The sequence below is a fragment of the Bacillus sp. FAU18 genome (assembly GCF_056033885.1).
In genome coordinates, this window is sequence record NZ_JBVYHZ010000004.1 from 931172 (window position 1) to 958144 (window position 26973).

Sequence of the window (26973 nt, forward strand, 5' to 3'; positions counted from 1 at the left end):
CTATACGATCTGAACCTTTTATAGATAAAAATGATCAATTAGACTTTTTTGCCATTCAAAACCGATCATCACAAGAACAAGAAAAAAAGAACAAGCGATCACAGATGCCGCAATCAGCATTGGCACGTTACGTTTGTTTCGTTTTTTATGTTTCATAACTGCCTCCCTTAATGTCAATATATAAATGATTTTATATTAGTGTCTATAGTGTATTACTTCAATTAGTACACTTAATACAATAAATACTTTGACTCACAAAGTCAATCCTTTTTTTACAAAAAAACGGACCCTTTTAAAAGGGTCCGTTTTCCTACACATCAAGAGGGTGCTGCAGGATCATATTATTTTGCAAAGATTGAAGCTGAAGTCTCATTCTGTACAGCTGTTCTCTCTGCTGATCATTTGACGACAGCCATAGTTTATTCAAGGCATTTACCGCATCTTCTAGCTGCATTTGTGCATCACTATATTCTTGATCGTTATAATGCTCTTGTTTAGAAGCGATTTTCAGCTGTTCTTCAGCATAATCATAGGCCTGCATACATTGCTGGAGATGTTCATCTACTGATTGTCTTGTTGCCACAGTAACCCCTCCTCTTGGTAATGGAAATCATCCATCATTCATATTGTAGCCTCATCTGACTTTATTCAATAAAGTAATTTATGGTCGATATTCATTTGTTCTCTTGTGAAATGCGTGCTACAATTTTAGGATGCAATCGTACGCAAGGAGGCACATGAATTGTGATGCAGAACAATCCTTTTCCTTATTCAAATACGGAAAAACGCTATCATACATTGAATTATCATCTCAGAGAACATTTCGGCCATAAGGTGTTTAAAGTAGCGCTTGACGGCGGTTTTGACTGTCCGAATCGGGACGGCACCGTAGCCCACGGAGGCTGTACGTTTTGCAGCGCAGCAGGCTCCGGCGATTTTGCCGGGAACCGGGCCGATGATTTAATTACGCAATTCCATGACATCAAAAACCGCATGCACGAAAAATGGAAGGACGGCAAGTACATCGCTTATTTTCAGGCTTTCACAAACACTCATGCCCCGGTTGAGGTGCTTCGTGAGAAATTCGAATCCGTCCTCGCCTTAGATGATGTGGTCGGCATTTCGATCGCCACACGCCCGGACTGTCTGCCTGATGATGTCGTTGATTACTTGGCAGAGCTGAATGAACGTACGTATTTGTGGGTGGAGCTTGGGCTTCAAACAGTTCATGAACGGACTGCACTTCTGATCAACCGCGCACATGATTTTAACTGCTATGTGGAAGGCGTTAATAAATTAAGAAAACACGGCATACGTGTCTGCTCGCATATTATCAACGGGCTGCCTTTGGAAGACCGGGACATGATGATGGAAACGGCAAAGGCCGTCGCAGATTTGGACGTCCAGGGCATTAAAATCCATCTGCTTCACCTACTGAAAGGCACGCCGATGGTCAAGCAATATGAAAAGGGAAAGCTGGAATTTCTTTCTCAAGATGATTATGTGCAGCTCGTCTGCGATCAGCTTGAGATCATTCCGCCTGAAATGATCGTCCACCGCATTACAGGCGACGGACCGATTGAGTTGATGATCGGGCCAATGTGGAGCGTCAACAAATGGGAAGTGCTTGGCGCCATTAATAAAGAGCTAGAAAATCGAGGCAGCTATCAAGGAAAGTTCTTTCAGCAGCTTGAGGAGGAATCAGCGCTATGATTTTGAAGAAAATTCTTCCTTACAGCAAAGAACTGCTGAAAATGGCCGCGGGAGAAGGAGATATTGTCGTAGACGCGACAATGGGCAACGGACATGATACACAGTTTTTAGCGGAGCTTGTTGGTGAAAACGGTCATGTGTACGCATTCGACATCCAAGAATCAGCCGTGGCCAATACAAAGGAACGGCTCGGTGACATGTATCAAGCGCGAACAACGTTATTTCACAAAAGCCATGATAAAATCGCTGAATCCCTCCCGCCTGAAACACATGGCAAAGTGGCGGCCGCGGTATTTAACCTCGGCTATTTGCCGGGCGGGGACAAATCAATTACGACAAACGGAAGTTCCACGATCAAAGCAATTGAACAGCTTCTCAGCATCATGAAAGATGAAGGTCTGATTGTTCTCGTCGTCTATCATGGCCACCCGGAAGGCAAAGCTGAAAAAAACGACGTGCTCGAGTTTTGCCGGGACTTGGACCAGCAAACAGCCCGTGTATTAACATACGGATTTATCAATCAGCAAAATGACCCGCCATTTATTGTCGCCATCGAAAAAAAAGCTCAGATCAGCAAATGATTTGAGCTTTTTTCTTTGAGTTTTTCATCCAGGACATTTTTTGAAATTTCCGGTAGGCTCTGCCGTTGATATAAAAGAAAAGGGAGGTTTTTCCGCTGGCTTTGATCAGCTTCTTTGCGAGCCGGCCCATTTCCTTTTGGCCTGCCACTTTATCATCTGACAAATAAACACCAAGCAAGCCGCGATTGATTAAACGATGGAAGTTTTCATGCGGAATGCCTTGTAAATGCTCGTCGGCTTTATGGATAAAGTGTTCAAGCCGATTCATCATCTCTTCATGAGACTGATAATACGAGCAGAAATTCAAGTCTCCTTCCAGCAAGTCCTCCTCTTGATCAATCAAATAATCAAGAAGAATATGAAGACCCTGTATGTAAGGAAAATAACTGTCGCGGATTTTTTTAGCGGTGCTTTCTGTGAAATCAGGCTGGAACGAATACGCAACCAGACAGAAAATGCCTAACGTTGAGCCTGCACAGGCTGAAAATTCATACCATTCCATCTCAGGCAGCTCTGATTCATATTGAGTAAACCACTTTTCAAGCCGCGGAACACGCTCATGCTCAATAACGTGCTTATGCACCTGCAAATCGCAATAATAGCCGCACAGTTCAAGCAGATAAGGTTTAATCATGTCATAGTGCTCAATGGAACCAAGGACACGCTGGCACGTTTTGACCAGTTCGTGCAGATATCCGCTGTCATCCTGTTCTTCCCTGAATTGATAATAATTTTGCAGTTCCGCCCCCACTGTCAGTGCGTCCTGCATTGAGGCATGGAGCATCCGAAAATCCTGCGGGTCCAGCGAGGTGCTGCGGTCACACAGATTGTCCAAATAATCACTAATCGTTTGATACGCGATGATAAACTCGACACATTTCTGCTTTTGGCTGCCTGACAATAAGGCCAGTATGCCGCCGCCTTCACAGTGAAACGTTTTGTCCCGAATACTTGCGGTTGCCTGTGCTTTCAATTCACTGTTATGAATCGATTCTGATTTTTGTTTCCATATGTCCAGCTCTTGATGAACGAGCGGAAAAATATCTCGATATACCTTTGCCATCAATCCAAAAGGATGTTCCGGTACTGTCAACACATGCACCCCCTACTAGTTCAAATATATTGATCAGTAAACGCTCTTGCTGCTTTAAAGACATCTTCTCTCTCGGGTTCATTGAAGATCTCATGGTAAAGCCCTTCCCACTCTCTGTATGCTTTATTATGAGAAGCAACACCATTAAACCACTTGATGACCATCGTTTTGTCAACAAGCTTGTCATCACCGGCTTGCATCACAAGAAGCGGAACTTTCAAAAATGCCTCTGTCGGCACCATTGCCGATTCAATTGTCTTTAAAAGCTCTCTGTACCATCTGACAGAAACTTTCCTGACGTATAACGAATCATTTTGGTCAGCCTCGATGACGTCCTCATTGCGCGTCGCCATATCAATTGATAATCCCGAATCAACCTTAAGTGACGGAGCGATGACATTCAGGCCTTTTGATGCAAGATCAAGCGCTTTATTGACTTTAATTTGCAGTCCGAGACACGGTGATGATAAAATAATTCCCGTAATCCGGGGATTTCTTTGCTGTTTAACCCATTCAATCGCGACCAGACCGCCCATGCTGTGACCTAGAAGAAAAACCGGCAGATCAAAGGTTCGCGCTTTATCTATCCAAGCATCTACTTCATCAATGTATTCTTGAAACGAGCGAATATGCCCTCTCGCTCTTGTCGTTGTTCCCTGTCCAGGCAAATCGCCCATGACTACGTGATAACCCGAAGACCGCCACATTTCAATCAGCCATTTATATCGTCCGTGATATTCACTTGCCCCGTGAATAATTACAATCACGGCAACAGGTCTGTCTGCTTTCCAGGTCCACATGCTCTTCACCTCATACGAAATTTAAATAGAGAAAGAAGGATGAATCTTATGATCTACCCTTATAAGGAACACAAGCCAGATATCCACCCAACAGCCTTTATAGCTGATAATGCAACAATTACCGGTGATGTCGTGATCGGAGAACAGTCCAGCATTTGGTTTTCTGTTGTCATAAGGGGAGATGTTGCGCCGACCAGAATCGGAAACAGAGTCAATATCCAAGATTTAAGCTGCCTCCATCAAAGCCCGAACCAGACGCTGCTCATTGAAGATGACGCCACGATAGGCCATCAGGTTACACTTCATAGCGCTGTTATCCGCAAGAACGCCTTAATCGGCATGGGCTCAATCATTTTAGACGGAGCCGAAATTGGCGAAGGCGCTTTTATTGGTGCCGGCAGTCTTGTCCCGCCTGGAAAAACCATTCCGCCTGGCCATCTCGCCTTTGGCCGCCCTGCAAAAGTCATCCGCCCTTTGACGGAAGAAGACCGAAAAGATATGCAAAGAATACGGTCAGAATATGTAGAAAAGGGCCAATATTATAAATTTCTTCAACAAACATAAGACCTGCTTCGTCTTACTTTACCATTTTTCAAATTATATTTGAAAGCAATAACCATCGTTAACCCGGACGTCATCACAGTTCGGGTTTCAATTTTTCCATAAAACGTTCACATATAGCATGAAACGTATGACTTTTATCTTATCACAAAACTGTAAACAGCCTCTGCAAAAACACATACCTATTCTTTCCTGTTCTCTATTTTCTATGAGCACACAAAAAAAGAGCCCACTGGGAGCTCTTTTTGTCAGCTGATATTTCGTTCGCTGGCAGAAGCTGCATTTTTTTTGTGAAACCCTTTTCCATAGTACACAGCCAGCAAGATGAGAAACCATATCGGCCCGATAATCACGGCTACTCTTGTATCAGGGCTGTAAGCCATAAGAATGACGACGAATGCTAGAAATGCCAATGACACATAAGACGTAAACGGAAATAAAGGCATTTTGTACTTTAATTGTTTCTTTTCTTCCGGCTTCAAACTTTTCCTGTATTTTATTTGAGAAAGCAAAATGATTGCCCACGTCCAAATCGCTCCGAACGTCGCAATACTTGTAACCCAAGTAAATACCTTCGCAGGGACAACATAGTTTAACAGCACTCCGACTAATAAAGCCCCCGCTGAAGCCAGAACAGCTTTACCCGGGATGCCGCCTTTCGTCAGCTGACCATATGCTTGTGGCGCCTCTTTCTGTTCCGCCAAGTTAAACAGCATCCGTCCTGTGCTGAAAATACCGCTGTTGCATGAAGACAGCGCGGCAGTCAACACGACAAAGTTAATGATACCTGCTGCCGATGGAATGCCCACTTTTTGAAATGTGAGAACAAATGGACTTCCTTGAGAGCCAATTTCCTGCCACGGGTAAATAGACATAATGACAAATAAAGCGCCTACATAAAAAATCAAAATCCGCCAAAATACTGTATCGATTGCTTTGGCTAACGATTTTTGCGGGTTTTTCACTTCGCCAGCCGTCACCCCGATCATTTCAATCCCTAAATAGGCGAACATGACCATTTGAAGAGACAATAGAACCCCTTTTAATCCATGAGGGAAAAATCCTCCGTTGTTCCACAAATTGCTGATTCCGGTTGCAATGCCTCCATTGCCGACTCCTGCAATAATCATCAATAAACCGACAACAATCATGGATAAGATCGCAACAATTTTAATCAATGCGAACCAAAATTCCAGCTCGCCGTAAGCTTTGACAGCCAGGAAATTAACACCCGTCATAATGACCAGCGCCGATAATGCCCAAATCCAGTTTGGTACGTCCGGAAACCAGAACCCCATATAGATGCCGACAGCAGTAATTTCAGCCATACAGGTGACAACCCATAAAAACCAGTAGTTCCACCCTGTTAAATAGCCTGCAAGCGGTCCCAAATAATCACGCGCATACCTGCTGAAGGAGCCTGCGACCGGTTTTTGAATGGCCATTTCCCCAAGCGCTCTCATAATAAAAAACATGACCAGGCCGCTTGCGGCATACGCTACCAAAATACCAGGCCCTGCTAATTGAATAGCTGATGCGGAGCCGAGGAACAACCCTACTCCTATAGCAGCTCCTAAAGACATTAAAGAAATATGCCTTTCTTCGAGTCCGCGGTGCAGCTCTTGTTTTTGTTTTTGCATGCTTTCTTCTCCCCTAGAAAAAAATATCATTAAATCATTTTTCTGAATATTCCGTACGAATTGGGTAAACCAATGATGATGGAGAAATAAAAGGATAACAACAAGGCTTTCGACTACTCGAAAGCCTTGTTGTCTGTTACACAAAGATGACTTCTTTAGGCTGATGGCTCAGCTCTTCAGGCATATACCGTTTTTCAATATTGATGCTGTGCCAGATCATAAAGATCAGTACAGTCCAGATTTTACGGCTGTTATCAGCCTTGTCCGCACAATGGTCTTCAAGAAGCTGAAGGACATAATCCTTATGGATATAAGCATCCGTTTGGCTTTCATGAATAATATTCCGCACCCATTCGTTCATTTCGTTTTTCAGCCAATGACGGATCGGTACAGGGAAACCAAGCTTTTTGCGGTTTAATACGTGCTCAGGCACAATTCCTTCAGCGGCTTTGCGAAGAAGATACTTCGTCGTGCCGTTCTTCGTTTTCAGCTCATCAGGAATTTTTGAAGCGACGTCGAATACGACTTTATCCAAGAACGGCACACGCAGTTCCAAAGAATTCGCCATCGTCATTTTATCCGCCTTTAACAAAATGTCGCCGCGCATCCAAGTGTGGATATCGACATACTGCATTTTGTTGATATCGCTGTACGAGCTGCTTTCTGTAAAGTAAGTCTTCGTCACATCGCGATATGAAAGGTTCGGATTATAATGCTTCAACAGCTGCTTTTTGACAGACTCTTCAAAGATTTTCGCGTTACCGATATAACGATCTTGAAGCGGAGTGCAACCGCGCTCAAGCAGGCTCTTTCCTCTCATACCTTCAGGCATAACGGCAGCAACGTGCAGAAGCATCTTTTTCAGGCCGGACGGAATCCGTTCAAACGGTTTAAGCGAAAGCGGCTCACGGTAAATGTTATATCCGCCGAAGAGCTCATCCGCTCCTTCACCTGATAAAGCAACCGTAACATGTTTTTTCGCTTCTTTTGCAACAAAGTACAACGGAATCGCTGCCGGATCAGCAAGCGGGTCATCAAAATGCCATACGATCTTCGGAAGCTCATTCATATATTCCTCAGGCGAAATGACTTTGCTGATATTTTCAATGCCCAGCGCCGCTGCCGTTTCTTTCGCTACATCAACCTCACTGAAGCCCTGCTGTTCAAAGCCGACAGAGAATGTTTTTAAGCTTGGATGAAATTCCTTCGCAACAGACACAATAAAGGAAGAATCAATCCCGCCAGACAGAAACGAACCGACAGGAACGTCACTTCTCATATGAACGTTTACAGAGTCATAGATCGCGTCTCGGACTTCTTTCACAAGCTTGTCTTCTTCAGTCTGAACCGGCTTGAAGTTCGCTTTGAAATACGTTTTGAATGTGATATCGCCGTCCGGGCGGATTGTGAATTGTGAACCCGGCTCTACTTTTTTCACATGGGCATCAAGCGTGCTTGGTTCAGGAACAAATTGGAAAGACATGTACTGCTGCAATGCCTCTTTATCTATTTCAATATCATTCTGAGCAACCATTAAACTTTTTCTCTCTGAGGCAAAATAAACCTGATCATTGATCGTTGTGTAGTACAACGGTTTAATGCCGAATGGATCTCTTGCCCCATAAAGCACATGATCGTTTTTATTCCAAATCAGAAAGGCAAACATACCGCGCAGTTTGGACGCCGCTTCTTCTTTATAGTGACGGTAAGTCGCAAGAAGAACCTCTGTATCCGAATCCGTGTTGAATGTGTACCCCTTTGCTTCAAGCTCTTCTCTCAGTTCAATATAGTTATAGATTTCTCCGTTAAAGATAATCCAATATGTTTCATCTTCATATGATAAAGGCTGTCCGCCATTTTCTACATCAATAATGCTGAGCCGTCTGAATCCGAAGCCGACGTGCTCATCATGGAAATATCCATCACTGTCAGGACCGCGGTGAACGATCATTTGGTTCATTTGTTTGATTAGTTCTTCTTGATCAGCGGTTTGAGCTAACGGATGCTTGTTAAAAACCCCGACAAATCCACACATAGTATTGCCTCCATAATTAAAATTGTCATCATTGAACCCCTATTTATAGACGCTGTGAATAGTATTTGGTTTCACAGTTATGTAAAAAAATAAACATGAATACAACGATAAAAAAGGGAAAGCCGCTTAACCAGTAAGCGGCTATAAAATTATTCTCCTAACGCTTCTTTACGCAGCTGCTCCGCTTTGTCTGTGCGCTCCCATGGAAGGTCAACATCGTGACGTCCAAAGTGGCCGTACGCAGCAGTTTGTTTGTAGATCGGACGGCGCAAATCAAGCATTTTGATAATGCCGGCAGGTCGTAAATCAAAGTTATTGCGAACAACTTCAATCAGTTTTTCCTCAGAAGCTTTTCCTGAACCGAATGTGTTGATTGAGATTGACACAGGCTGTGCAACACCGATCGCGTAAGCAAGCTGTACTTCGCAAGAATCAGCAAGCTCAGCCGCAACGATGTTTTTCGCAACGTATCTTGCCGCATAAGCTGCAGAACGGTCTACCTTCGTCGCGTCCTTACCTGAGAACGCGCCTCCGCCGTGGCGTGCATAGCCGCCGTACGTATCAACGATGATTTTGCGTCCTGTAAGTCCCGCATCCCCTTGAGGCCCTCCGATTACGAAACGTCCTGTAGGGTTGATGAAATATTTTGTTTCTTCATCAATCAGCTCTTCAGGAACAACCGGATTGATTACATGTTCTTTAATGTTGCGCTGAATTTGCTCAAGTGTAATTTCAGGGTGATGCTGAGTGGAAATCACAATCGCGTCAATGCGGACTGGTTTGTTATTTTCATCGTACTCAACCGTTACCTGTGTTTTGCCGTCAGGGCGAAGGTACGGAAGAATATCTTCTTTACGGACTTCACTTAGGCGGCGGGCTAATTTATGGGCAAGTGAAATTGGAAGAGGCATAAGCTCTTTCGTTTCGTTGCACGCATAACCGAACATTAATCCTTGGTCACCCGCACCAATCGCTTCAATTTCTTCGTCGCTCATTGTGCCTTCACGGGCTTCAAGCGCTTGGTCTACGCCCATCGCGATATCAGCAGACTGCTCATCAATTGATGTTAAAACCGCACAAGTTTCCGCATCAAATCCGTATTTTGCACGTGTGTATCCGATTTCTTTAATGGTTTGGCGAACCGTTTTCGGAATGTCAACATACGTAGAAGTTGTGATCTCTCCGCTTACAAGAACCAAACCTGTTGTCACAGATGTTTCACAAGCAACACGCGCGTTAGGGTCTTTCTTTAAAATTTCATCTAAAATGCTGTCAGAAATCTGGTCACAGATTTTATCCGGATGCCCCTCCGTAACAGATTCTGATGTAAATAAACGACGATTTTTACTCATGATTTGCTTCCTCCTGCACAAGGCCTCCCGAAAGACCTTGTATATATGATACGGAACTCGCTCCCTCTTATACAATGTACAGTTATATTAGAGAATGTTAATTGGCATATTTATGAAATAAAAAAACCTTTTCCATCGAGGAAAGGGTTTGGTCTTTGTGCCTTTCACTCTTATCGCTCAAGGAATCATACAACCTTGCAACAGGTTAGCACCTTGGTTGTCTCACTCAGTTGAACATAATAAATAACAGAGAAACCGGTTGCTGGGCTTCATAGGGCCTGTCCCTCCGCCAGCTCGGGATAAGAGTATCCGCTCAATGAAATATCTTATCGTAAAAGGGTTTGCAATGTCAATATGATTCAGAAGAAATAGGCACCTATATTGAGGGAAAACAATGGAAATGCACACACAAAAAATAATAAATAGTATAGACTATTTGAAAATATATGTTATACTAATTCACAATTAGCAAAACACAAAAAACGATAAAGGAAGGTTTCATATGAACTCAGTTGATTTGACCGCTGATTTACAAGCCTTATTAACATGTCCAAATGTGCGTCATAATTTATCAGCAGCACAGCTAACAGAAAAAGTCCTCTCCCGAAACGAAGGCATTTTAACATCCACAGGTGCTGTTCGCGCGACAACAGGCGCTTACACAGGACGCTCACCTAAAGATAAATTCATCGTGGAGGAAGAAAGCACGAAAAATAAGATCGATTGGGGCCCGGTGAATCAGCCGATTTCAGAAGAAGCGTTTGAGCGGCTGTATACGAAAGTTGTCAGCTATTTAAAGGAGCGAGATGAACTGTTTGTTTTCGAAGGATTTGCCGGAGCAGACGAGAAATACAGGCTGCCGATCACTGTCGTAAATGAGTTCGCATGGCACAATTTATTTGCGCGGCAGCTGTTTATCCGTCCGGAAGGAAATGATAAGAAAACAGTTGAGCAGCCGTTCACCATTCTTTCTGCTCCGCATTTCAAAGCGGATCCAAAAACAGACGGCACTCATTCCGAAACGTTTATTATTGTCTCTTTTGAAAAGCGGACGATCTTAATCGGCGGAACTGAGTATGCCGGTGAAATGAAGAAGTCCATTTTCTCCATTATGAATTTCCTGCTGCCTGAAAGAGATATTTTATCTATGCACTGCTCCGCCAATGTCGGTGAAAAAGGCGATGTCGCCCTTTTCTTCGGACTGTCAGGAACAGGCAAGACCACCCTGTCGGCAGATGCTGACCGCAAGCTGATCGGTGACGATGAACATGGCTGGTCTGATACAGGCGTCTTTAATATTGAAGGCGGGTGCTACGCTAAGTGCATTCATTTAAGCGAGGAAAAGGAGCCGCAAATCTTTAACGCGATCCGCTTCGGGTCTGTTCTCGAAAATGTCGTTGTTGATGAAGATACACGCGAAGCCAATTATGATGATTCCTTCTATACTGAAAACACGCGGGCAGCTTACCCGATTCATATGATTGACAACATCGTCACTCCAAGCATGGCCGGCCATCCGTCAGCAATTGTATTTTTGACGGCTGATGCCTTCGGAGTCCTGCCGCCGATCAGCAAACTGACGAAGGAGCAGGCGATGTACCATTTCTTGAGCGGTTACACGAGTAAGCTTGCCGGAACCGAACGTGGTGTAACGTCTCCTGAAACGACGTTTTCTACATGCTTCGGCTCACCGTTCCTGCCGCTTCCTGCTCACGTCTATGCTGAAATGCTCGGCAAAAAGATCGATGAACACGGCGCTGACGTTTTCTTAGTCAATACCGGCTGGACCGGGGGCGGCTACGGCACAGGCGAACGAATGAAGCTTTCTTACACTAGAGCAATGGTCAAAGCAGCGATTGAAGGTAAATTAGAGGATGCTGAAATGATAACTGACGATATTTTCGGCCTGCACATTCCGGCACATGTTCCTGGCGTTCCTGATCATATCCTTCAGCCTGAAAACACGTGGACCAACAAGGAAGAATACAAAGAAAAAGCAGTCTACCTTGCAAATGAATTCAAAGAGAACTTTAAAAAGTTCGCACATACCGATGCCATCGCCCAGGCAGGCGGCCCTCTCGTATAAAAAACAAAAGCCAAGAGCAATTATGCTCTTGGCTTATTTTAATTGACGGAATGCAAAGAAGTCAGCTTGTATGTAATGATGGTACGGTCTTCTTCCCATTGAAGCTTCTGCACTTCAGCTGTGCCTGACTTTTCGCCAAACTTTGTTTTGCGTACATCCATTGGAATCTCCATCGGATATACCCGGTATCCGTCCTTCTCTAACGTGAATATATTTTCATCTATCCGAACTTCTTTTCCTTTTGTCACAATCAGTGTATTAAATTCAACAGGCATTCCCAAAGTGAAATCCCCTTTCGTTCTCTTTTTTCTTTATCATAACATATTTCACTGTCAGCGGTTTTTCATCCATTGTGTGAGCTGCCGCACGATACGCCGGTTTTCTTTTGGCGGGAAATAATGTGTGAATGTACTGTAGTACCACGTCTCCACCGGCTTATGCAGTTGTTTTAGCTTCTCTTCTAATAAATAGGAATGCTGAATCGAAACATTTTGGTCTTTTTCTCCATGGATTAACAGCACGGGAGCCTGAATTTTGTTTACTTGGTCAAACGGTGTCCTCCATTGATATTCCTCAGGCACCTTTTTCGGTGTTCCGCCGATGACTCTTTTCATCATCCGCCGCAAATCCTGCCGCTCCTCGTATGTAAGAATCATATCACTGACGCCTCCCCAGGAAACAAATGAAGCTGCCTGCCCGCCCATTTCGATCGCAGTGAGCATTCCCATAATTCCGCCGCGGGAAAAACCGAAGATATGAATTCTGTCCTTCTTGACATTTGGGTGCTGCTGAAGCAGGCGAAAAGCAGAAAATGCATCCTCCCTGTCTTCTCCTGCAAAATCCTCATTGCCTTCTCCTCCTTGATTTCCTCTGTAAAAAGGAGCAAACACCACAAACCCTTGGGATGCAAACTGGATAATCCGGCCCGGCCGAACCATGCCCACGCTTTTAATCCCGCCGCGCAAATATAAAAATCCGTCATATTGTCCCGGTTCCGCCGGCTCAGCCAGAAGCCCCTTAACCCGTAATCCATTTGACAGATAGCAGATCGTATACAAACGCACATGCTGGCTTGGCGACGGAAATCTTCTTTTCTCTACAATCAAAACAGCCGCCTCCTTTTTTTCTATATGCTTTCCTTACTCCAAAATTACATCCGGAGAACCTGATTAGGCATTCACACATTTTTATACCCATCATACGATATGTAAAGCAAAAAAGGATATTAACTTGATGCGAAATAAGGAGGTTGTCTATGTGAACAGATGGTTAAGGCTGGGCTTCGCCTGTGTCGGCAGTATCTTTCTGATGTTCGCCCTGGCGGCTTGCAAGCAGGAAGAAACGCTCACCAAAGTCAAAGTAGCTGAAGTGACCCATTCAATTTTTTACGCACCTTTATATGTTGCTGAGTCTAAAGGTTTTTTTAAGGAAGAAGGGCTTGATGTCGATGTGAATACGACCTGGGGCGGAGACAAAACGATGACATCGCTTCTTTCCAACGGCTCCGACATCGCGCTTGTCGGGTCAGAAACATCTATTTATGTCGAAGCGCAAGGGGCTAAAGATCCCGTCATTAATTTCGCCCAGCTGACTCAGACAGACGGAACGTTTCTTGTCGCGAGAGAAGATGTTGAACACTTCGACTGGGATCAGCTGAAAGGAAAAACGTTTCTCGGCCAGCGAAAAGGCGGCATGCCGCAAATGGTCGGCGAGTATGTGCTGAACAAACATAAGATTGACCCGCATAAGGATATAGACCTCATCCAGAACATAGACTTCGCCAATATTGCCAATGCGTTTGCTTCTGGAACCGGTGAGTATGTACAACTCTTTGAACCGCAGGCTTCTCTCTTTGAGAAAAAAGGCATCGGCCATATCGTGGCTTCATTCGGAGAAGAATCAGGAGAGGTTCCTTATACGACTTTTATGGCGAAACAAAGCTATTTGAAGAAAAATGAAGACACAGCCGTCAAGTTTACAAAAGCCATTTATAAGGCGCAGCAGTGGGTTGAAAATCATTCTGCGAAGGACATCACAGATGCCATTAAAGATGAATTTGATGATACCGACCCAGACGTCATCGAAACCTCCATTGAACGCTATAAAAAACAGCATTCATATTCGCCAGACCCTCTGCTTAACGAAAAAGAATGGGAGCTTCTCCAAACCATTATGGATCAATCGGGAGAACTGCCGAAGCACATTCCATACAATCAGCTTGTAAATAAAGAAATTGCTGAAAAAGTCACCTCGGAGAAATAGGAGGCGCCATCTATGTCTTTCTTACATGTCGACCATGTAACCCATACTTATTTTTCTATTAAAGAAAAAACAACGGCTGTGCGGGATATTCATTTCGATGCCGAAAAAGGCGATTTCATCTCATTTCTCGGCCCAAGCGGCTGCGGAAAAACAACACTGCTTTCCATTATTGCCGGTTTGATTGAGCCATCGGAAGGCAGAGTTCTGATTGAAGGCCGTGAGCCGAATCAAAAAGAACATAATATTGGCTATATGCTTCAGCAGGATTACTTATTTCCCTGGAAATCTATCGAGGAAAATGTGCTTCTCGGTTTAAAAATCGCCGACACGCTGACAGAAGAAAGCAAAGCCGCTGCACTCGGTCTATTGCCGGAGTTCGGCCTCATAGATGTGGAGAAAAAATATCCGAAAGAGCTGTCAGGCGGGATGCGCCAGCGGGCTGCGCTTGCAAGAACACTTGCGCCTAACCCTAGTCTGCTTTTGCTGGATGAGCCATTTTCCGCGCTTGATTTTCAGACAAAGCTGTCTTTGGAAAACCTGGTATTCCGCACATTAAAGGAATATCAAAAAACAGCAGTGCTTGTCACTCATGATATAGGGGAAGCGATAGCGATGAGCGATACGATCTTTTTATTTTCAAATCAGCCGGGCACCATCCATCAGATTTTTACCATTCCTAAGGAATTGGCCGCGATGTTGCCTTTTGACGCCCGTCAGGAACCTTCCTTCCAGACACTGTTTCAAACAATATGGAAGGAGCTGAATTCTCTTGAGAAACAGCAAAGAAACCATTGATCTGCTTCACGAGCAGTATCAATTCAAACAGAAAAAGGAAAAGTGGAAGGTCCATTCCTTTCAGCTTGCCATATTTATTCTCTTTTTCTCGGGCTGGGAAATCTCCAGCAGGCAGGGCTGGATCGATCCGCTGATCTTCAGCTCTCCATCAGCTGTGTGGCGATTATTGCTAGAGAAACTTGGTGACGGTTCTTTACTGTCACACATCGGCGTCACTTTATTTGAAACGGTGCTTGGCTTTTTGCTTGGGACGTTTATGGGCACGTGCCTCGCCGCTTTGTTATGGTGGTCTAACCGACTTGCCAGAATTTTAGATCCGTATCTTGTGATTTTGAATGCAATGCCGAAAGTGGCCCTGGGCCCAATCCTGATTGTCGCGCTCGGCCCCAGTTTTATCAGCATCATTGCGATGGGAGCCATCATCAGCGTCATTATCACAACCATCGTTGTCTACACCGCCTTCCAGGAGGTCGACGAAAACTATACGAAAGTCATGCAAACATTCGGCGCAAAAAAGTGGGTTATTTTTAAAGAAGTCATACTGCCTGCATCCTCCCCCGCGATTATTTCAACACTAAAAGTGAACGTCGGCTTATCATGGGTTGGCGTCATTGTAGGGGAATTCCTCGTTTCGAAGGTCGGATTAGGATATATGATTATTTACGGATTCCAAGTCTTCAATTTTACACTCGTCTTCTTAAGCCTGCTGATCATCGCCATCTTCGCCACTCTGATGTATCAGGGCGTCGAGCTGCTGGAAAAGAAATGGACGAAGGGGAGGACATAAAAAACCCGGCATATATGCCGGGTTTTTTATTCAATCCATCCAGATTCTTTCAGTTTTTTCAAACTGATCGGAAGTACGGAATCCTTCATAATAAAGCTGAATTTTTTATTGCGGGAAAGGTTCTCCGGAAGCTCGTGAAACAAAACCGGGCCTTTCGTTTCAAAGTAATCAGCTTGCTTTTCAAGCTTTTCTATATCTGCAAAATATATATTTTTTACAATCACTTTTTCTTTTCCGAGAACTTTATACTGTCCGAGATACTTGAGGCTTTTGACTCTCGCGCCCGTCTCTTCCTTTACTTCCCGGAGCGCAGCCTCTTCTGCGCACTCCATCGGCTCTACTTTCCCGCCTGGAAACTCATAGCCTCTGTCCTCATGTTCTGTTAAAAGCCATTTGCCGCCAAAACGGCAAATCACCCAGACATGCTTCGGGCTGTCCGAGAAAGGCTGATCGTCAAAGGAAAGCTGAACAGTATTCTGATAATAATCTTTAAACTCGTACATGTTTATCCCTCAAATCCGTTCCTAGCTATCTTCCATACATCATACCACAGTTACGTTTCTTCGGAAGCCTTTTATCAAAAAATAAGGGAAACCCAGCACGCCGTCAGGTTCTGCATGCAGACTAGCTCGTACAGTTTTTTGCGATAGCTAGCTTTTGCCGAAAAGTGCGACCGACGCTCTGGGCTTTATTATGACCCTCGAACAGGGAAAAGTTACGGTTTGCGCTTAAATTTATTTTTTAACGTTTCTAAAAGATCGACAAGCATCTGAGGAACCGGTATGCCAAGAGAACTGGCTGTCACAACAATTTGCACAGATTCATAAAGAATATAAAACATAATAGCCAAGTCACGAATTGATCCCTCTGTATTCAGCAGCTGATCAAAAAAGTGGCATACAGAGATCAGAGCCAGCGTGACTAATTTTTTGACAAGCCGGGCAAATACCTTTATAAATGACAGTTTATGAATAATGGTTTCCTTCAAAGTCGTACTGATAAATTCAATTGCCATAAGAGAGAGCAAAATCAGAAATGAATACTGAAAACCTCCAAAGAAAAAACCCGCTGCTGAAACGCTGACTGCTAAAAACGAAAAGATGCCAAAGTCTCTATCCATTTATCCCAACATCCTTTCACAGAAACGGCCTTACGATATTCTATGGAAAACAAACCGAACGGATTGGATTTTTCAGAAAAATGGACTGGTTGTCGCCTATTTTTCAGATACAAAAAGAAAAGCCGGACGTCTTTTTTAAGACATCCGGCCGTTCTATTTTTGGACTTAACCTAGGTAAGCTTTTAGCATCCAGTTATGTTTTTCAATATTTTGATGGATCGCAAGAAGCATGTCCCCTGTTGTTTCGTCACCGACTTTATCAGCTAAATCCATGCCGTTTTTCAGCTCTTCCGCGATGACTGTGAAATCATCATATACGCTTTGAACCATTTGTTCAGCTGTTTCATTTCCAGCCGCTTCTTTGATAGAAGCCGTTTCTAAGGATTCCTTCATTGTTGCAATCGGTTTTCCGTTCAGCGCCAAAAGACGTTCTGCTAAGTCATCAATATAAGTTGCCGTTTCGTTGTACAGCTCCTCAAACTTTTCATGAAGCGTGAAGAAATCTTTTCCTTTCACATACCAGTGATAATTATGTAGTTTCACATACATGACCGTCCAGTTGGCTACTTGTTTGTTCACTGATTGAATCAATTGTTCTGACATGGTATCTCCTCCTTGTTATATGACTATGTATACCCTTAATATCGTACGCTAAAACCTCTTTTTTACCCTTATCTGTCACGATTTCTACTATTATGCTACAATTGTTAAAAAACGGGAGGTGGAATGTCATGACGCTTCTCATTACGATAAGTATTTTGATTGTGCTGGCTGTTTTGCTTGTAACCATTTGGACGACTGTAAAAGCCTATAATGTAAAGCATACCATTGATCCGCCACAAGAAAATCACTCTGATTCACACAATCAATGATGATGTGAATGCTCCTCTTCTGACTGATTGCTGGCAGCATCGGCGTCTCCGACTTGGACTTTTAAGGTCGGCATGCTATGCTGTTTTTTTGCTGTGACATGGGATTGGACAGTGTATACACCATCTTCCTTAAACGTCGTTTCCAATCGGTATACGCCTTTTTCTTGTTTCGCCTTAAACATTTGGCTTGCGTCTTTTTCCCCTTCTTTCCATACTTCAAACTCTACTTCATCGGCATCCGTCACAGCTTCATCACCATATGATACGGCTGCTTCATAAGCAGCGCTTTCTCCGGGATTTACTTTTTCAGGCCCGGTCAGCTTGACATCCAAAACCTCGGGCGTCTCAGCTGTATTTGCTTTACTTTCACCAGATCCGCATCCGTTAAGCAAAAAAGCAGAAAAAAGCAGAACAACCAACATCTTTTTCATGCCATCACCCTTTCATCGTTTACCTAAATAGTAGCAAACGCTTACAGCAAATGGTACACAAAATATGAGACGTCACAAAAAAGACCTTTTTGCTTATGCGCAAAAAGGTCCTTTCTATTTTAGCCAAATACTTTTAGCAATTCTTCTTTATCCTGTGAAAGCCAGAAACGCATTAAACGTTTAGCGCCTTCCAAATCATGAAGCTTCGCTTGGCCGCACTGCTTTTCATTCGCAGCTGGTATTTCTGTAATCTCTACCGCTTCTTTCATTGTGTCTTCAAGCAGATCAACGATTTCCGCTGATGTCGGCTCTCCGCTCACAACTAGATAATAGCCTGTCTGGCAGCCCATTGGAGAAATATCAATGATATCAAAATGATCGTATTTCTCAGCGTGAGAACGAATCGTAAACGCGAGCAAATGCTCGAGTGTGTGAATGGTGTCAGGCTTCATCGCCTGTTTATTTGGCTGGCAAAAACGAATGTCAAATTTATTTACAACGCCGTCTGTTCCTACTTTATGCACACCGCAATGTCTTACATATGGAGCAACAACCGCATTATGATCAAGCTCAAAACTTTCTACTGAAGGCATAATGGCACTCTCCCCTTTTTTTAAAATGTAATTTCATTATAACATACTTTTCCGATAAGAATTATTGATTAACTTTTCAATCTGTGTTTTTTTTCTTATACTTGCATCAGAAAGGTTGCTGAAGAAACATGAAAACCCTATTCATCGCTCTGATCAGAGGATATCAAAAATTCATCTCGCCCCTGACACCGCCAACATGCCGCTTTTATCCGACCTGTTCCCAATATGGAATCGAAGCGATTAAAACGCATGGCGCTTTAAAAGGCGGATGGCTGACAATCAAACGGATTTTGAAATGCCACCCGTTCCATCCGGGAGGAGTCGATCCCGTTCCTGAAAAGAAACAAAAACATTAATTGTTATAGCCGTTTACGATTAGATCCAGTTTTCCGGTTTTAGGATCAATGACTAAGCCATGGACCGGAACGTTTTCAGGGAACAGCGGGTGATGTTTAATAACGTCTACGCTGTCTTTCACACTCGCTTCCACTGAATCAAAACTTTTAAACCATTGATCAAAGTCTACACCGGAGTACTTTATTGTTTCGATGCGTTCTTCCGGAATCCCTCTTGCTTTGATTTTTTCAAGCATGCTTTTGCTGCTGATTTTGCTCATGCCGCAATCGTGATGCCCGATCACACACACCTCATCTGCATTCAGCTCGTACACTGCGACGAGTAAACTTCTCATGATGCTTCCGAATGGGTGTGTCACAAGCGCACCGGCACTTTTAATGATTTTCACATCACCGTTTCGCAAATTCATCGCATGCGGCAGCAGTTCAACCAGACGAGTGTCCATGCAAGAAAGAATCGCCATTTTTTTATCTGGAAATTTTGATGTTTGATACTTTTCATACTCTCTTTGTTCAGTAAATGTCTTGTTAAATTCAAGAATATCATTTAGAAGACTCATGTTCGTTGTCCCTTTCTATTCTTTTTACTCTTCAATATATCACAACCCTTGTTTATTCGTCATAATAAAAAAAGACAAACCCTCTGGTCTGCCTTATTTCCCCATGTTATAGCGTTTTTTGAACTGCTCAACTCGTCCGCCTTTTTCATTGAATTTCTGGCGGCCTGTATAAAACGGATGCGTGTCAGAACTTACCTCTACTTTAATGACAGGATATGTGTTGCCGTCTTCCCACTCTGCTGTTTCATTAGATGTTTTAGTAGAGGTGCTGAGAAAACGGTAGCCGCTGTTGACATCCTGAAATATCACTTTGTGGTTCTTCGGATGAATTCCTTCTTTCATGTGAATCTCCTTTCAATAAATCGTAATAATTACGTTTTATTTTATAACCTTACAAACGTTTTGTCAATCTTCTTATATCCTTCCCTCTGTTTTCGCATCGTAAACCTCATGGCATTTAAGAATAGGAAGAATAATCTAACCGAGGAAGCAAATAATAAACCCAAAATACATACAGAACGTCTTTTTAGAAAGGTGGTTTACGATTGTGGATGATTTAGTTTTGGCAAGAAGCCTCTTTGGCACGACTATGGGCTTTCATATCATTTTCGCAACACTTGGAGTCGGTCTCCCGCTCATGATTTTAGTGGCGGAATTGATCTATCAAAAAACGAAAGATGACCATTATGCGATCATGGCGAAAAGATGGACGAAAGCACAAGCCGTTTTGCTGGGGGTCGCCATACCGACCGGAACGATCGCGGGCACTCAGCTCGCGCTTTTATGGCCGGGATTTATGGAAGTCATCGGCCGGGTGATGTCCCTGCCATTTCAAATTGAAATCTATGCTTTTTTTGTTGAAGCCCTATTCATGTCGATTTATGTATACGCTGCAGACCGTTTGTCACCTGCAATGAGGATTGTTGCTGTTTTCTTTGTGTTAGTCGGGGCAGCAGCATCAGCTGTTCTGATTACGAATGTTCACGCTTTTGAAGGTACGCCCGCCGGTTTTAAAATTTTAAACGGAAAAATTACAGATGTTGACCCGTGGGCTGCGTTTTTTAATCCTAGCTTTTTTATCACTGCCGGCCATGTCGTGCTGTCCGCGTTTATGACCGGTGCGTTTATCGTGGCTTCTGTTGCGGCGTATAAAATGATCCGGACGAGGAAAAAGGAAAAGGTCTATCGCTTTCACCGGAAAGCCCTTTTGCTCGCACTGACGATCGGCGGTATTTTTTCGTTGCTGACCGCTTTGAACGGACACGAATCTGCACAAATGCTGTACGAATACCAGCCCGAAAAATTAGCCGGTGCGGAAGGCCTGTTTGAAACAAGATCCCACGCCCCGCTCGCTATCGGCGGTTTTACCGACCCGAATGAAGAAAAAGTAAAATGGGCAATCGAGATTCCATGGGCTTTAAGCTTTTTGGCAGCGAACCGTTTTGACACTGTTGTAAAGGGATTAAATGCATTTCCGAGAGATGAATGGCCGCCGCTTTTCATTCACACGCTGTTTAATGCGATGGTCGGTGTAGGCATGCTGCTTATTCTTTATTCCATTATCGGAGTGGTCTGGAGAAAGGTGCTCAAGAAAGACCGTTTCCCAACGTGGCTTTTGGTCATTTTCATGACAGCAGGCCCTTTTAGTCTCATCGGCATTGAATTCGGCTGGATTTTCGCATGTACGGGGAGGCAGCCTTGGGTCATCTATCATCTGCTGAAAACGTCAGATGTCGTAACAACGACTGGCTCGATCGGGGTGCTGTTCTTATTTTTCACATTTGTTTATGCCGTGTTAGGCGCAGCTGTTGTCTACGTGCTGCTGTATTATTTCCGCAAGCACCCGGTTGACGAAGATTTAAATACAGCGGAGTCGTAATGGCTCCGCAAACAGGAAACCAAATGGAAGGAAGATCGTACAAATGGAGATTTCAACTGACGCTCTGATCGCCATCTCAATTATCTGGGGCTTTGTGTTTATTTACGCCGTCATGGCGACAATGGATTTTGGAGCGGGATTTTGGTCTATGATCTATTTAAATAAGGAGCATATGAAGGCCACCGATATTGCGAATCGCTTTTTGTCCCCGACTTGGGAGGTCACAAACGTCTTTATAGTAGCCATCGTCGTGGCGCTTTTCAGTTTTTTCCCCGGCGCGACATTTGTGCTCGGAACCGTTTTATTAATTCCCGGAAGCATGATTTTGCTGCTTTTAGCGATTCGAAGCGGATTTCTCGTTTTTTCAAATACAGCAAAGGAGCGGAAAACGCTAAGATATATTTCCGGCATCTCCGGCTTTATCATTCCTGCTATTTTAATTTTGGTGCTTCCTGTGACACACGGAGGGTTTATAGAAAAAACGGATGGAATCTATAACTTAAATATGTCTAAAATCTTTTCAAGCCCCAACGCCTATTCATTTATCGGGTTTGCGATTTTAAGCACCTTATTTTTGTCCTCGCTGCTGCTTGCAGATGTTTCAAATGTGGCAGAGGAACAGGATGCGTACCGAGCCTACAGAAAAAGCGCCCTGATTACCGGCCCGATTTCACTGTTGTTTGCTGTATGCATCATGGTGACAATGCGGAATGAAGCTAACTGGCTGTACAGCGGAATGCTGAATGATTTTACTTGGATTATTGCATCGTTTATTACATTTGTCATTGCTGGAATCGCCCTTTTTCTGCCTAATAAGAGCTTTGGGCAAAACATTGGAAAACCGCGGCTTGCACTTGTCGCGATTGGGATACAGTATTTTCTCGCAAGCTACGCGTACGGGCGGGCGCATCTTCCGTATATGATTTATCCTGATGTGACAGTCATGTCAGGCTTCACAGAGCCAGCAACGTTCAGGGCGCTGTTTGCGACTTATATCGTTGCATTTATCATTCTATTTCCGGGCTTTTATTTCTTCTGGAAAATGTTTATGCGAGATAAACGCTATATCCGCCAGGAGGAATAGAGGGCAAGCCAGCCGGCTATACTAATCCAGAACCTTTATAAGGAGGGGATGGCATGGAGCAGAAAATTCTATGTGAGGTCAACAACTGTTCTTATTGGGGCAAAGGTAACAAATGCACCGCTGATGCCATTTATGTTGTCAGCCATACTGGTGAAACGGCTGAAAACAGCCGGGAAACAGACTGCAAAACGTTTAAGCCGCATGATTTGTAATTAAAAGAAAGAGCTGCGTCAGCCAGCTCTTTCTTTTTGCATGTTGAGTGTTCTCAGCTTTTTAGTTATGACCCCGTTTGCAGGTGAAAACAAAAAGGCGCTTGCATAACATACACCTGTCATGGCCGCCATCGCTCCTGAAATCGAAACATTAAGCCATGTTGCGAAGAAATAGCCCATGACCGCCGATAGCCCGCCAATCAACGCGCTGAGAATCAGCATATAAAGAAGCCGGTCTGTCAGCAAATGTGCCGCAGCCGGCGGAACAATCAGCATGGCCACAACCAATACGGCCCCCACCGAATCAAAGGAAGCAACAGTCGTCAGGGACAGCATGCCCATTTGCACGTAATGAATGAGCAAAACCGGTATTCCCAAGGCTAAAGCCATTTGAGGATCAAACGAAGCGATTTTAAACTCCTTATAGCACACACTGATCAACACTACGTTTAAAACCAGAACAGATGTCAGCATCCAAAACGCTTTCGGCCCAATATCAACCCCCAATACCGTCACCGTATTCCACGGCACAAAAGCGATTTCTCCCATTAGCGAGTGCTCAATATCGAGATGGACATTCGCTCCATACACAGAAAGCAAAATAACCCCGATTGCAAATAAAGATGTAAACACAACGCCTATGGCAGCATCTGATTGAACCCCCTTGCTATGAAGAAGCTGAACCAAGAAAGCCGTTAATAGACCGGTTGCGGCTGCGCCGATAAACATAGAAATCCCGTCGAGACTTCCCGTCACTAGAAAAGCGCCGACAATGCCAAGCAACACTGTATGACTGATTGCGTCGGCCAGCATAGCCATGCTTCTCAGCACAAGAAATGTGCCGATCAATCCGCAGCTTACACCGACTAATACACCGGTAGCTATAATCCATGCTTCAAAACTCATTTGCGATCTGTCCCTTCTCGGCATCATGAGACGCTTTTCGACGCTCAGGCATCCGTCCATACAGCTTTAAGAGTGAATAAAGCCGCTCTCTCGTTTCTCTCGGTAAACGGTCCGGGTCAAAGTAGTCCTGATCGGATTCTATATTGGCAAGTTCCATTTCATGCATGAGATACACTTCATACATCCGCTGCTTCAAAGCTGTGTGATAGCCTTTTTCTACCCCTTTGCTTGTGATTTGCCAAATCCCATTTTCGATATGCTCAATGCACCTCTCTTGTTCCAAGTCATTTAATGCCTTAAGGCATAATGAAGGGGATAGGCGTCTTTTCTTTCTTACACTTTCAACATTTACACAAAGATTATTCTTTTCATACTGTTCATAAATTGCCAAAAGCACTTGCTCCCTGCTTGTTCTGCGACGCAGCCTCATCAGCCTTATGGCTTTAGCTGCCAATCCCCGCTTAGGCGCGCAAATCATTGAAAAAAGAAAGAGCAGCGTTGCAGATAAGATCATTAATGGCCCTGTCGCCATTCCCTTCATCGTGGTGCTAAGCAGGGTTCCGGCCGCGCCGCTGACCCCGCCTGTAATCCCGGCAATGACGATCATCCCGGTTAATCGTTCGGTCCAATATCTCGCAGCTATGGCAGGTGTAATCAGCATAGCCGCCATTAATATCACACCAACAGTCTGAAGCCCAATGACGACACAACAGACAATCAGACAAGCCAAAAGCCCGTTTAAAAAACGCACCGGGATTCCTAATCCCTTTGCAAACGCGAGATCAAAAGTAATCAATGTAAATTCCTTAAAGAAAACAATACAAAGAAGCAGTAGAACAGCGGATATTCCTGCTATAAGGATGATATCCTGCCTGACCAATGAAGCAGCCTGGCCGAATAAAAAAGAATCAAGCCCGCTTTGGCTTCCCGCCCCCTGTTGCTGAATATATGTCAGCAGAATGATCCCGACGCCAAAAAACACAGAAAGAACAATCCCGATCGCCGAGTCCTCCTTTGTTTTTGAAAGCCGCGGAATCAGCTGAATACAAAACGTTCCGAGCAGCCCGGCGAGCGCCGCACCCAGCAAAAAGAAAGGCAGTGATTTTTGCCCGGTGAACAGAAAAGCGAGACACACTCCCGGCAGAGCTGAATGGGCCATCGCATCGCCGATTAAACTTTGCTTTCTCAGCAGCACAAAGCTGCCCAAAACACCGCTTGCCATCCCGAGCAAAAGCGTACCGGCCAGCACCCACTGTGTATTCGGATGCTGGAGCTGCAGCCACAAACTTTCAAACATCGCGCTCACTCCTTATGTCCTTCTGCCAGCACTTTATCTTTTAAAAACGTAAGCCTTCCTCCATATGTTTTTTGCAGGTTTTCGATCGTAAAAACGTTTTCCGCCGGTCCGAAAGCGATTTTTCTTAAATGAAGAAGTAAAATCCAATCGAAATAATCCTCGGCGGTCTGCAGGTCATGATGGACGACAAGCACGGTTTTTCCTTTTTCTTTGAGTTCTGCCAACAGTGTCATAATCGCCCGCTCCGTCGCTGCATCGACACCTGCAAACGGTTCATCCATAAAATAAATGTCAGCGTTCTGGCAGAGTGCCCGGGCAAGAAACACCCGCTGCTGCTGGCCGCCTGACAGCTGGCTGATCTGCCTCTTCGCATAATCAAGCATCCCGACTTTTGCTAATGCGGCCTTCGCCATCTCCACATCCGCTTTCTTTGGCCTCTTTAATAAACCGATTCTCCCGTATCTTCCCATTAGGACGACATCGAGCGCGCTTGTGGGGAAATCCCAGTCAACCGAGCCGCGCTGCGGAACATATCCGATTCTGGTCCGCTGATCCTTATAGTCTTTGCCGTAAATAGAGATGTCTCCGGAAGCCCGGGGCACAAGACCGAGAATCGTTTTGATCAAGGTTGATTTTCCCGCGCCGTTTGGGCCGATAATGCCAATAAGTTTTCCTTCCGGTACCTGCAGCGAAATGTCCTGCAGTACAGGCTTTTTATGATAAGCAACCGTCACATTATCAAGCTCAACAGGGAACATATCCTCCACCTCTTTTCTTTATTTAAGCGCTTTAGTAATCGTGTTGATATTGTGGCGGAACATTCCTTCGTATGTGCCTTCTTTTGTGCCCTTTTCACCCATGGCATCCGAATAAAGCTGACCGCCGATTGTGACTGTATGGCCTTTTTCTTTAGCGCCTTCCACCACTGCATTGATTGATTTTTCAGATACACTGCTTTCTACGAACACAGCTTTTATTTGTTTTTCTGTCAGAAGATCAACCAGCTCCTGAACATCCCTTAATCCATAGTCCGAATCTGTGCTGAGTCCCTGCAGGCCTTTTACCTTAAATCCATACTCATTCCCAAAGTACGCAAACGCATCATGAGCAGTCACAAGCACACGGCTTTTCTCCGGAATATGTGCGATCTCTTTACGCGACCACTTATCTAAATATTGCAAATCTTCTTTGTACTCTTTGGCATTTTTCCGAAAGGCATCTGCGTGCTGAGGCATTGCTTTGCTGAATTGCGCTTCAATTTCATCCACCGCATAGATCCATAACGGAATGCTGAACCAGACGTGGGGATCAAACGTCTTGCCTTCCCCCGCGGGAATAAGCTTATTTTTCGGAATGGCCTCAGCTACTGCCGCCGATTGTTTTTGTTCGCCGATTTTTTGGAGGACATCCTCCATTTTCCCTTCCAAATGCAACCCGCTGTACAGAACAACATCGGCAGACATTAATTTTTTCGTGTCACCTTGGGAAGCTTTGTAAAGGTGCGGATCAACCCCCGGTCCCATTAAAGAGGTGACTTTTACATGCTTACCTCCGATGTTTTCTGCTGCATCGGCAATTTGAGATGTTGTCGCTGTCACTTGTAATTGCTGATCAGCGCTTTTTCCGGCTGAATCCGTTCCGCATCCCGTTAAAGCAAAGGTCGCAAAAAGTACTGCTGCCATCAGCCCTCGTCTCATATTTCTCCTCCTCTTTGCCATAAATGTCCGATTGTTTTATCTTATGTTGTCAGTTCTTAGACATGTGACATTAAATTAGCCAAAAGCATGTTTTATTTACACAGGACAAAAAGTTTCCTTTGTGCAAAATTATCGCGTTTGGCCATTTTTGTCAAGCTAATTTACATTAAAAAAACCGGCTGGGTCAGCAGCCGGTCCAAACGAGAAGGGATGTATTCAACGAACACTTTTACTGTAACAGCACAGTGTCATTTATTCAAA

32 protein-coding genes and 1 riboswitch are annotated in these 26973 nt (G+C 44.3%); of the genes, 12 read left to right on the plus strand and 20 right to left on the minus strand.

The genetic code is table 11. The features are described from left to right. Nucleotides 1–18: 18 nt before the first annotated feature. Nucleotides 19–156 carry a hypothetical protein gene (locus AC0OMU_RS15815; RefSeq protein WP_047183067.1) on the minus strand — a complete coding sequence of 46 codons (138 nt, stop codon included), beginning with the start codon at nucleotides 154–156 and terminating at the stop codon, nucleotides 19–21. A 154-nt stretch (nucleotides 157–310) separates the two neighbouring features. Then, a complete protein-coding gene (locus AC0OMU_RS15820; protein WP_003229117.1) occupies nucleotides 311–583 on the minus strand; it encodes a YtzC family protein in 273 nt (90 codons plus the stop codon). 161 nt (nucleotides 584–744) lie between these two features. Here AC0OMU_RS15820 and mnmL point away from each other — a divergent pair, with 161 nt between their 5' ends. After that, nucleotides 745–1713: a tRNA modification radical SAM protein MnmL/YtqA gene (gene mnmL / locus AC0OMU_RS15825; RefSeq protein ID WP_015483590.1), complete on the plus strand. Its 969-nt coding sequence runs from the start codon at nucleotides 745–747 to the stop codon at nucleotides 1711–1713. Then, nucleotides 1710–2294: a tRNA 5-(aminomethyl)-2-thiouridylate-methyltransferase MnmM gene (mnmM, locus tag AC0OMU_RS15830; protein WP_004398483.1), complete on the plus strand. Its 585-nt coding sequence runs from the start codon at nucleotides 1710–1712 to the stop codon at nucleotides 2292–2294. The genes mnmL and mnmM overlap by 4 nt, the downstream gene beginning before the upstream one ends. On the opposite strand, the gene tbcS is transcribed toward mnmM, so the two are convergent. Both tbcS and ytpA read right to left on the minus strand, forming a co-directional pair. Beyond that, the gene (tbcS, locus tag AC0OMU_RS15835; protein ID WP_033882168.1) at nucleotides 2284–3387 is read right to left on the minus strand and encodes a tetraprenyl-beta-curcumene synthase; all 1104 of its coding nucleotides are present in this window, start codon (nucleotides 3385–3387) and stop codon (nucleotides 2284–2286) included. The genes mnmM and tbcS overlap by 11 nt on opposite strands. 20 nt (nucleotides 3388–3407) lie before the next feature. Continuing rightward, nucleotides 3408–4187, minus strand: a complete 780-nt coding sequence (gene ytpA, locus AC0OMU_RS15840; RefSeq protein ID WP_004398545.1) for a phospholipase YtpA — start codon at nucleotides 4185–4187, stop codon at nucleotides 3408–3410. A gap of 48 nt (nucleotides 4188–4235) precedes the next feature. Between ytpA and AC0OMU_RS15845 the strand changes: the two genes are divergently transcribed. After that, nucleotides 4236–4751, plus strand: coding sequence for a gamma carbonic anhydrase (locus AC0OMU_RS15845; protein ID WP_032726461.1), 516 nt, complete (start codon nucleotides 4236–4238; stop codon nucleotides 4749–4751). Between the two features lie 245 nt (nucleotides 4752–4996). Here the strand turns inward: AC0OMU_RS15845 and alaP are convergent, their stop codons facing one another. From alaP to metK, 3 genes are all read right to left on the minus strand, one after another. Then, the gene (gene alaP, locus AC0OMU_RS15850) at nucleotides 4997–6388 is read right to left on the minus strand and encodes an alanine permease AlaP (RefSeq protein WP_047183068.1); all 1392 of its coding nucleotides are present in this window, start codon (nucleotides 6386–6388) and stop codon (nucleotides 4997–4999) included. Nucleotides 6389–6524: 136 nt separating this feature from the next. Further along, nucleotides 6525–8423 (minus strand): asparagine synthase (glutamine-hydrolyzing), encoded by a 1899-nt coding sequence (gene asnB, locus AC0OMU_RS15855; RefSeq protein WP_063335755.1) that lies wholly within the window; start codon nucleotides 8421–8423, stop codon nucleotides 6525–6527. Nucleotides 8424–8572: 149 nt separating this feature from the next. After that, complete coding sequence (metK, locus tag AC0OMU_RS15860) at nucleotides 8573–9775, minus strand: methionine adenosyltransferase (protein WP_003229102.1); 1203 nt, start codon at nucleotides 9773–9775, stop codon at nucleotides 8573–8575. Nucleotides 9776–9942: 167 nt separating this feature from the next. Continuing rightward, a riboswitch (SAM riboswitch) is annotated at nucleotides 9943–10081 on the minus strand. A 196-nt stretch (nucleotides 10082–10277) separates the two neighbouring features. On the opposite strand from metK, the gene pckA reads away from it, so the two are divergent. Then, a complete protein-coding gene (pckA, locus tag AC0OMU_RS15865; protein ID WP_014480627.1) occupies nucleotides 10278–11861 on the plus strand; it encodes a phosphoenolpyruvate carboxykinase (ATP) in 1584 nt (527 codons plus the stop codon). A gap of 38 nt (nucleotides 11862–11899) precedes the next feature. Here the strand turns inward: pckA and AC0OMU_RS15870 are convergent, their stop codons facing one another. Further along, a complete protein-coding gene (locus tag AC0OMU_RS15870) occupies nucleotides 11900–12142 on the minus strand; it encodes a DUF2584 domain-containing protein (protein ID WP_181220059.1) in 243 nt (80 codons plus the stop codon). A 51-nt stretch (nucleotides 12143–12193) separates the two neighbouring features. Next, entirely contained in the window at nucleotides 12194–12967 is a 774-nt protein-coding gene (locus tag AC0OMU_RS15875) for an alpha/beta hydrolase family protein (protein ID WP_003246204.1), read from the minus strand. Nucleotides 12968–13118: 151 nt separating this feature from the next. Here AC0OMU_RS15875 and AC0OMU_RS15880 point away from each other — a divergent pair, with 151 nt between their 5' ends. The 3 genes from AC0OMU_RS15880 to AC0OMU_RS15890 are packed head-to-tail and all read left to right on the plus strand — an operon-like array spanning nucleotide 13119 to nucleotide 15705. Next, on the plus strand, nucleotides 13119–14123 hold the full coding sequence (locus AC0OMU_RS15880; RefSeq protein ID WP_047183069.1) for an ABC transporter substrate-binding protein: 1005 nt from the start codon (nucleotides 13119–13121) through the stop codon (nucleotides 14121–14123). 12 nt (nucleotides 14124–14135) lie between these two features. Next, nucleotides 14136–14918: an ABC transporter ATP-binding protein gene (locus AC0OMU_RS15885; RefSeq protein ID WP_003229092.1), complete on the plus strand. Its 783-nt coding sequence runs from the start codon at nucleotides 14136–14138 to the stop codon at nucleotides 14916–14918. Beyond that, complete coding sequence (locus AC0OMU_RS15890) at nucleotides 14893–15705, plus strand: ABC transporter permease (RefSeq protein ID WP_015384439.1); 813 nt, start codon at nucleotides 14893–14895, stop codon at nucleotides 15703–15705. Before AC0OMU_RS15885 ends, AC0OMU_RS15890 begins: the two co-directional genes overlap by 26 nt. Nucleotides 15706–15731: 26 nt before the next feature. Here AC0OMU_RS15890 and ytkD read toward each other — a convergent pair whose 3' ends face one another. The 3 genes from ytkD to AC0OMU_RS15905 all read right to left on the minus strand — a co-directional run bounded on the left by ytkD (nucleotide 15732) and on the right by AC0OMU_RS15905 (nucleotide 17428). Next, a complete protein-coding gene (gene ytkD / locus AC0OMU_RS15895) occupies nucleotides 15732–16208 on the minus strand; it encodes an RNA deprotection pyrophosphohydrolase (RefSeq protein ID WP_003229087.1) in 477 nt (158 codons plus the stop codon). 212 nt (nucleotides 16209–16420) lie between these two features. After that, complete coding sequence (locus tag AC0OMU_RS15900; RefSeq protein WP_014477741.1) at nucleotides 16421–16825, minus strand: phage holin family protein; 405 nt, start codon at nucleotides 16823–16825, stop codon at nucleotides 16421–16423. 165 nt (nucleotides 16826–16990) lie between these two features. Then, nucleotides 16991–17428, minus strand: a complete 438-nt coding sequence (locus AC0OMU_RS15905; protein WP_474241297.1) for a Dps family protein — start codon at nucleotides 17426–17428, stop codon at nucleotides 16991–16993. A gap of 128 nt (nucleotides 17429–17556) precedes the next feature. Between AC0OMU_RS15905 and ytzI the strand changes: the two genes are divergently transcribed. Then, nucleotides 17557–17697: a YtzI protein gene (gene ytzI / locus AC0OMU_RS15910; RefSeq protein ID WP_003229081.1), complete on the plus strand. Its 141-nt coding sequence runs from the start codon at nucleotides 17557–17559 to the stop codon at nucleotides 17695–17697. Here ytzI and AC0OMU_RS15915 read toward each other — a convergent pair. Together AC0OMU_RS15915 and AC0OMU_RS15920 are read right to left on the minus strand one after the other, a co-directional pair. Further along, nucleotides 17691–18128, minus strand: a complete 438-nt coding sequence (locus tag AC0OMU_RS15915; RefSeq protein WP_014480629.1) for a FixH family protein — start codon at nucleotides 18126–18128, stop codon at nucleotides 17691–17693. The two genes, ytzI and AC0OMU_RS15915, sit on opposite strands and share 7 nt — an antisense overlap. A 119-nt stretch (nucleotides 18129–18247) precedes the next feature. Next, nucleotides 18248–18721 carry an S-ribosylhomocysteine lyase gene (locus tag AC0OMU_RS15920; protein WP_003219361.1) on the minus strand — a complete coding sequence of 158 codons (474 nt, stop codon included), beginning with the start codon at nucleotides 18719–18721 and terminating at the stop codon, nucleotides 18248–18250. 128 nt (nucleotides 18722–18849) lie between these two features. Here AC0OMU_RS15920 and yidD point away from each other — a divergent pair, with 128 nt between their 5' ends. Continuing rightward, nucleotides 18850–19077 (plus strand): membrane protein insertion efficiency factor YidD, encoded by a 228-nt coding sequence (yidD, locus tag AC0OMU_RS15925; RefSeq protein ID WP_003229076.1) that lies wholly within the window; start codon nucleotides 18850–18852, stop codon nucleotides 19075–19077. Here the strand turns inward: yidD and AC0OMU_RS15930 are convergent. Further along, nucleotides 19074–19637 carry a beta-class carbonic anhydrase gene (locus tag AC0OMU_RS15930; protein WP_014477744.1) on the minus strand — a complete coding sequence of 188 codons (564 nt, stop codon included), beginning with the start codon at nucleotides 19635–19637 and terminating at the stop codon, nucleotides 19074–19076. The genes yidD and AC0OMU_RS15930 overlap by 4 nt on opposite strands. 93 nt (nucleotides 19638–19730) lie before the next feature. Further along, a complete protein-coding gene (locus AC0OMU_RS15935; protein ID WP_003219346.1) occupies nucleotides 19731–19979 on the minus strand; it encodes a type B 50S ribosomal protein L31 in 249 nt (82 codons plus the stop codon). 205 nt (nucleotides 19980–20184) lie between these two features. Here AC0OMU_RS15935 and AC0OMU_RS15940 point away from each other — a divergent pair, with 205 nt between their 5' ends. Genes AC0OMU_RS15940 through AC0OMU_RS15950 form a run of 3 tightly spaced genes read left to right on the plus strand, consistent with a single transcriptional unit; the run spans nucleotide 20185 to nucleotide 22812 of the window. Beyond that, a complete protein-coding gene (locus AC0OMU_RS15940; RefSeq protein ID WP_003229073.1) occupies nucleotides 20185–21516 on the plus strand; it encodes a cytochrome ubiquinol oxidase subunit I in 1332 nt (443 codons plus the stop codon). Nucleotides 21517–21559: 43 nt separating this feature from the next. After that, on the plus strand, nucleotides 21560–22600 hold the full coding sequence (locus AC0OMU_RS15945; protein ID WP_014477746.1) for a cytochrome d ubiquinol oxidase subunit II: 1041 nt from the start codon (nucleotides 21560–21562) through the stop codon (nucleotides 22598–22600). Between the two features lie 53 nt (nucleotides 22601–22653). Beyond that, nucleotides 22654–22812, plus strand: a complete 159-nt coding sequence (locus tag AC0OMU_RS15950) for a DUF1540 domain-containing protein (protein ID WP_003229069.1) — start codon at nucleotides 22654–22656, stop codon at nucleotides 22810–22812. 18 nt (nucleotides 22813–22830) lie between these two features. Here the strand turns inward: AC0OMU_RS15950 and mntD are convergent, their stop codons facing one another. From mntD to mntA, 4 genes are read right to left on the minus strand one after another with little or no spacing between them, the layout of a single operon-like run. After that, a complete protein-coding gene (gene mntD, locus AC0OMU_RS15955; RefSeq protein ID WP_474241298.1) occupies nucleotides 22831–23718 on the minus strand; it encodes a manganese ABC transporter permease MntD in 888 nt (295 codons plus the stop codon). Beyond that, nucleotides 23708–25015, minus strand: coding sequence for a manganese ABC transporter permease MntC (gene mntC / locus AC0OMU_RS15960; RefSeq protein WP_327845013.1), 1308 nt, complete (start codon nucleotides 25013–25015; stop codon nucleotides 23708–23710). The genes mntD and mntC overlap by 11 nt, the downstream gene beginning before the upstream one ends. Nucleotides 25016–25020: 5 nt before the next feature. After that, nucleotides 25021–25773, minus strand: a complete 753-nt coding sequence (gene mntB / locus AC0OMU_RS15965) for a manganese ABC transporter ATP-binding protein MntB (protein ID WP_014480635.1) — start codon at nucleotides 25771–25773, stop codon at nucleotides 25021–25023. Nucleotides 25774–25791: 18 nt separating this feature from the next. Beyond that, nucleotides 25792–26712, minus strand: coding sequence for a manganese ABC transporter substrate-binding protein/adhesin MntA (gene mntA, locus AC0OMU_RS15970; protein ID WP_029318300.1), 921 nt, complete (start codon nucleotides 26710–26712; stop codon nucleotides 25792–25794). Nucleotides 26713–26973: the final 261 nt, after the last annotated feature.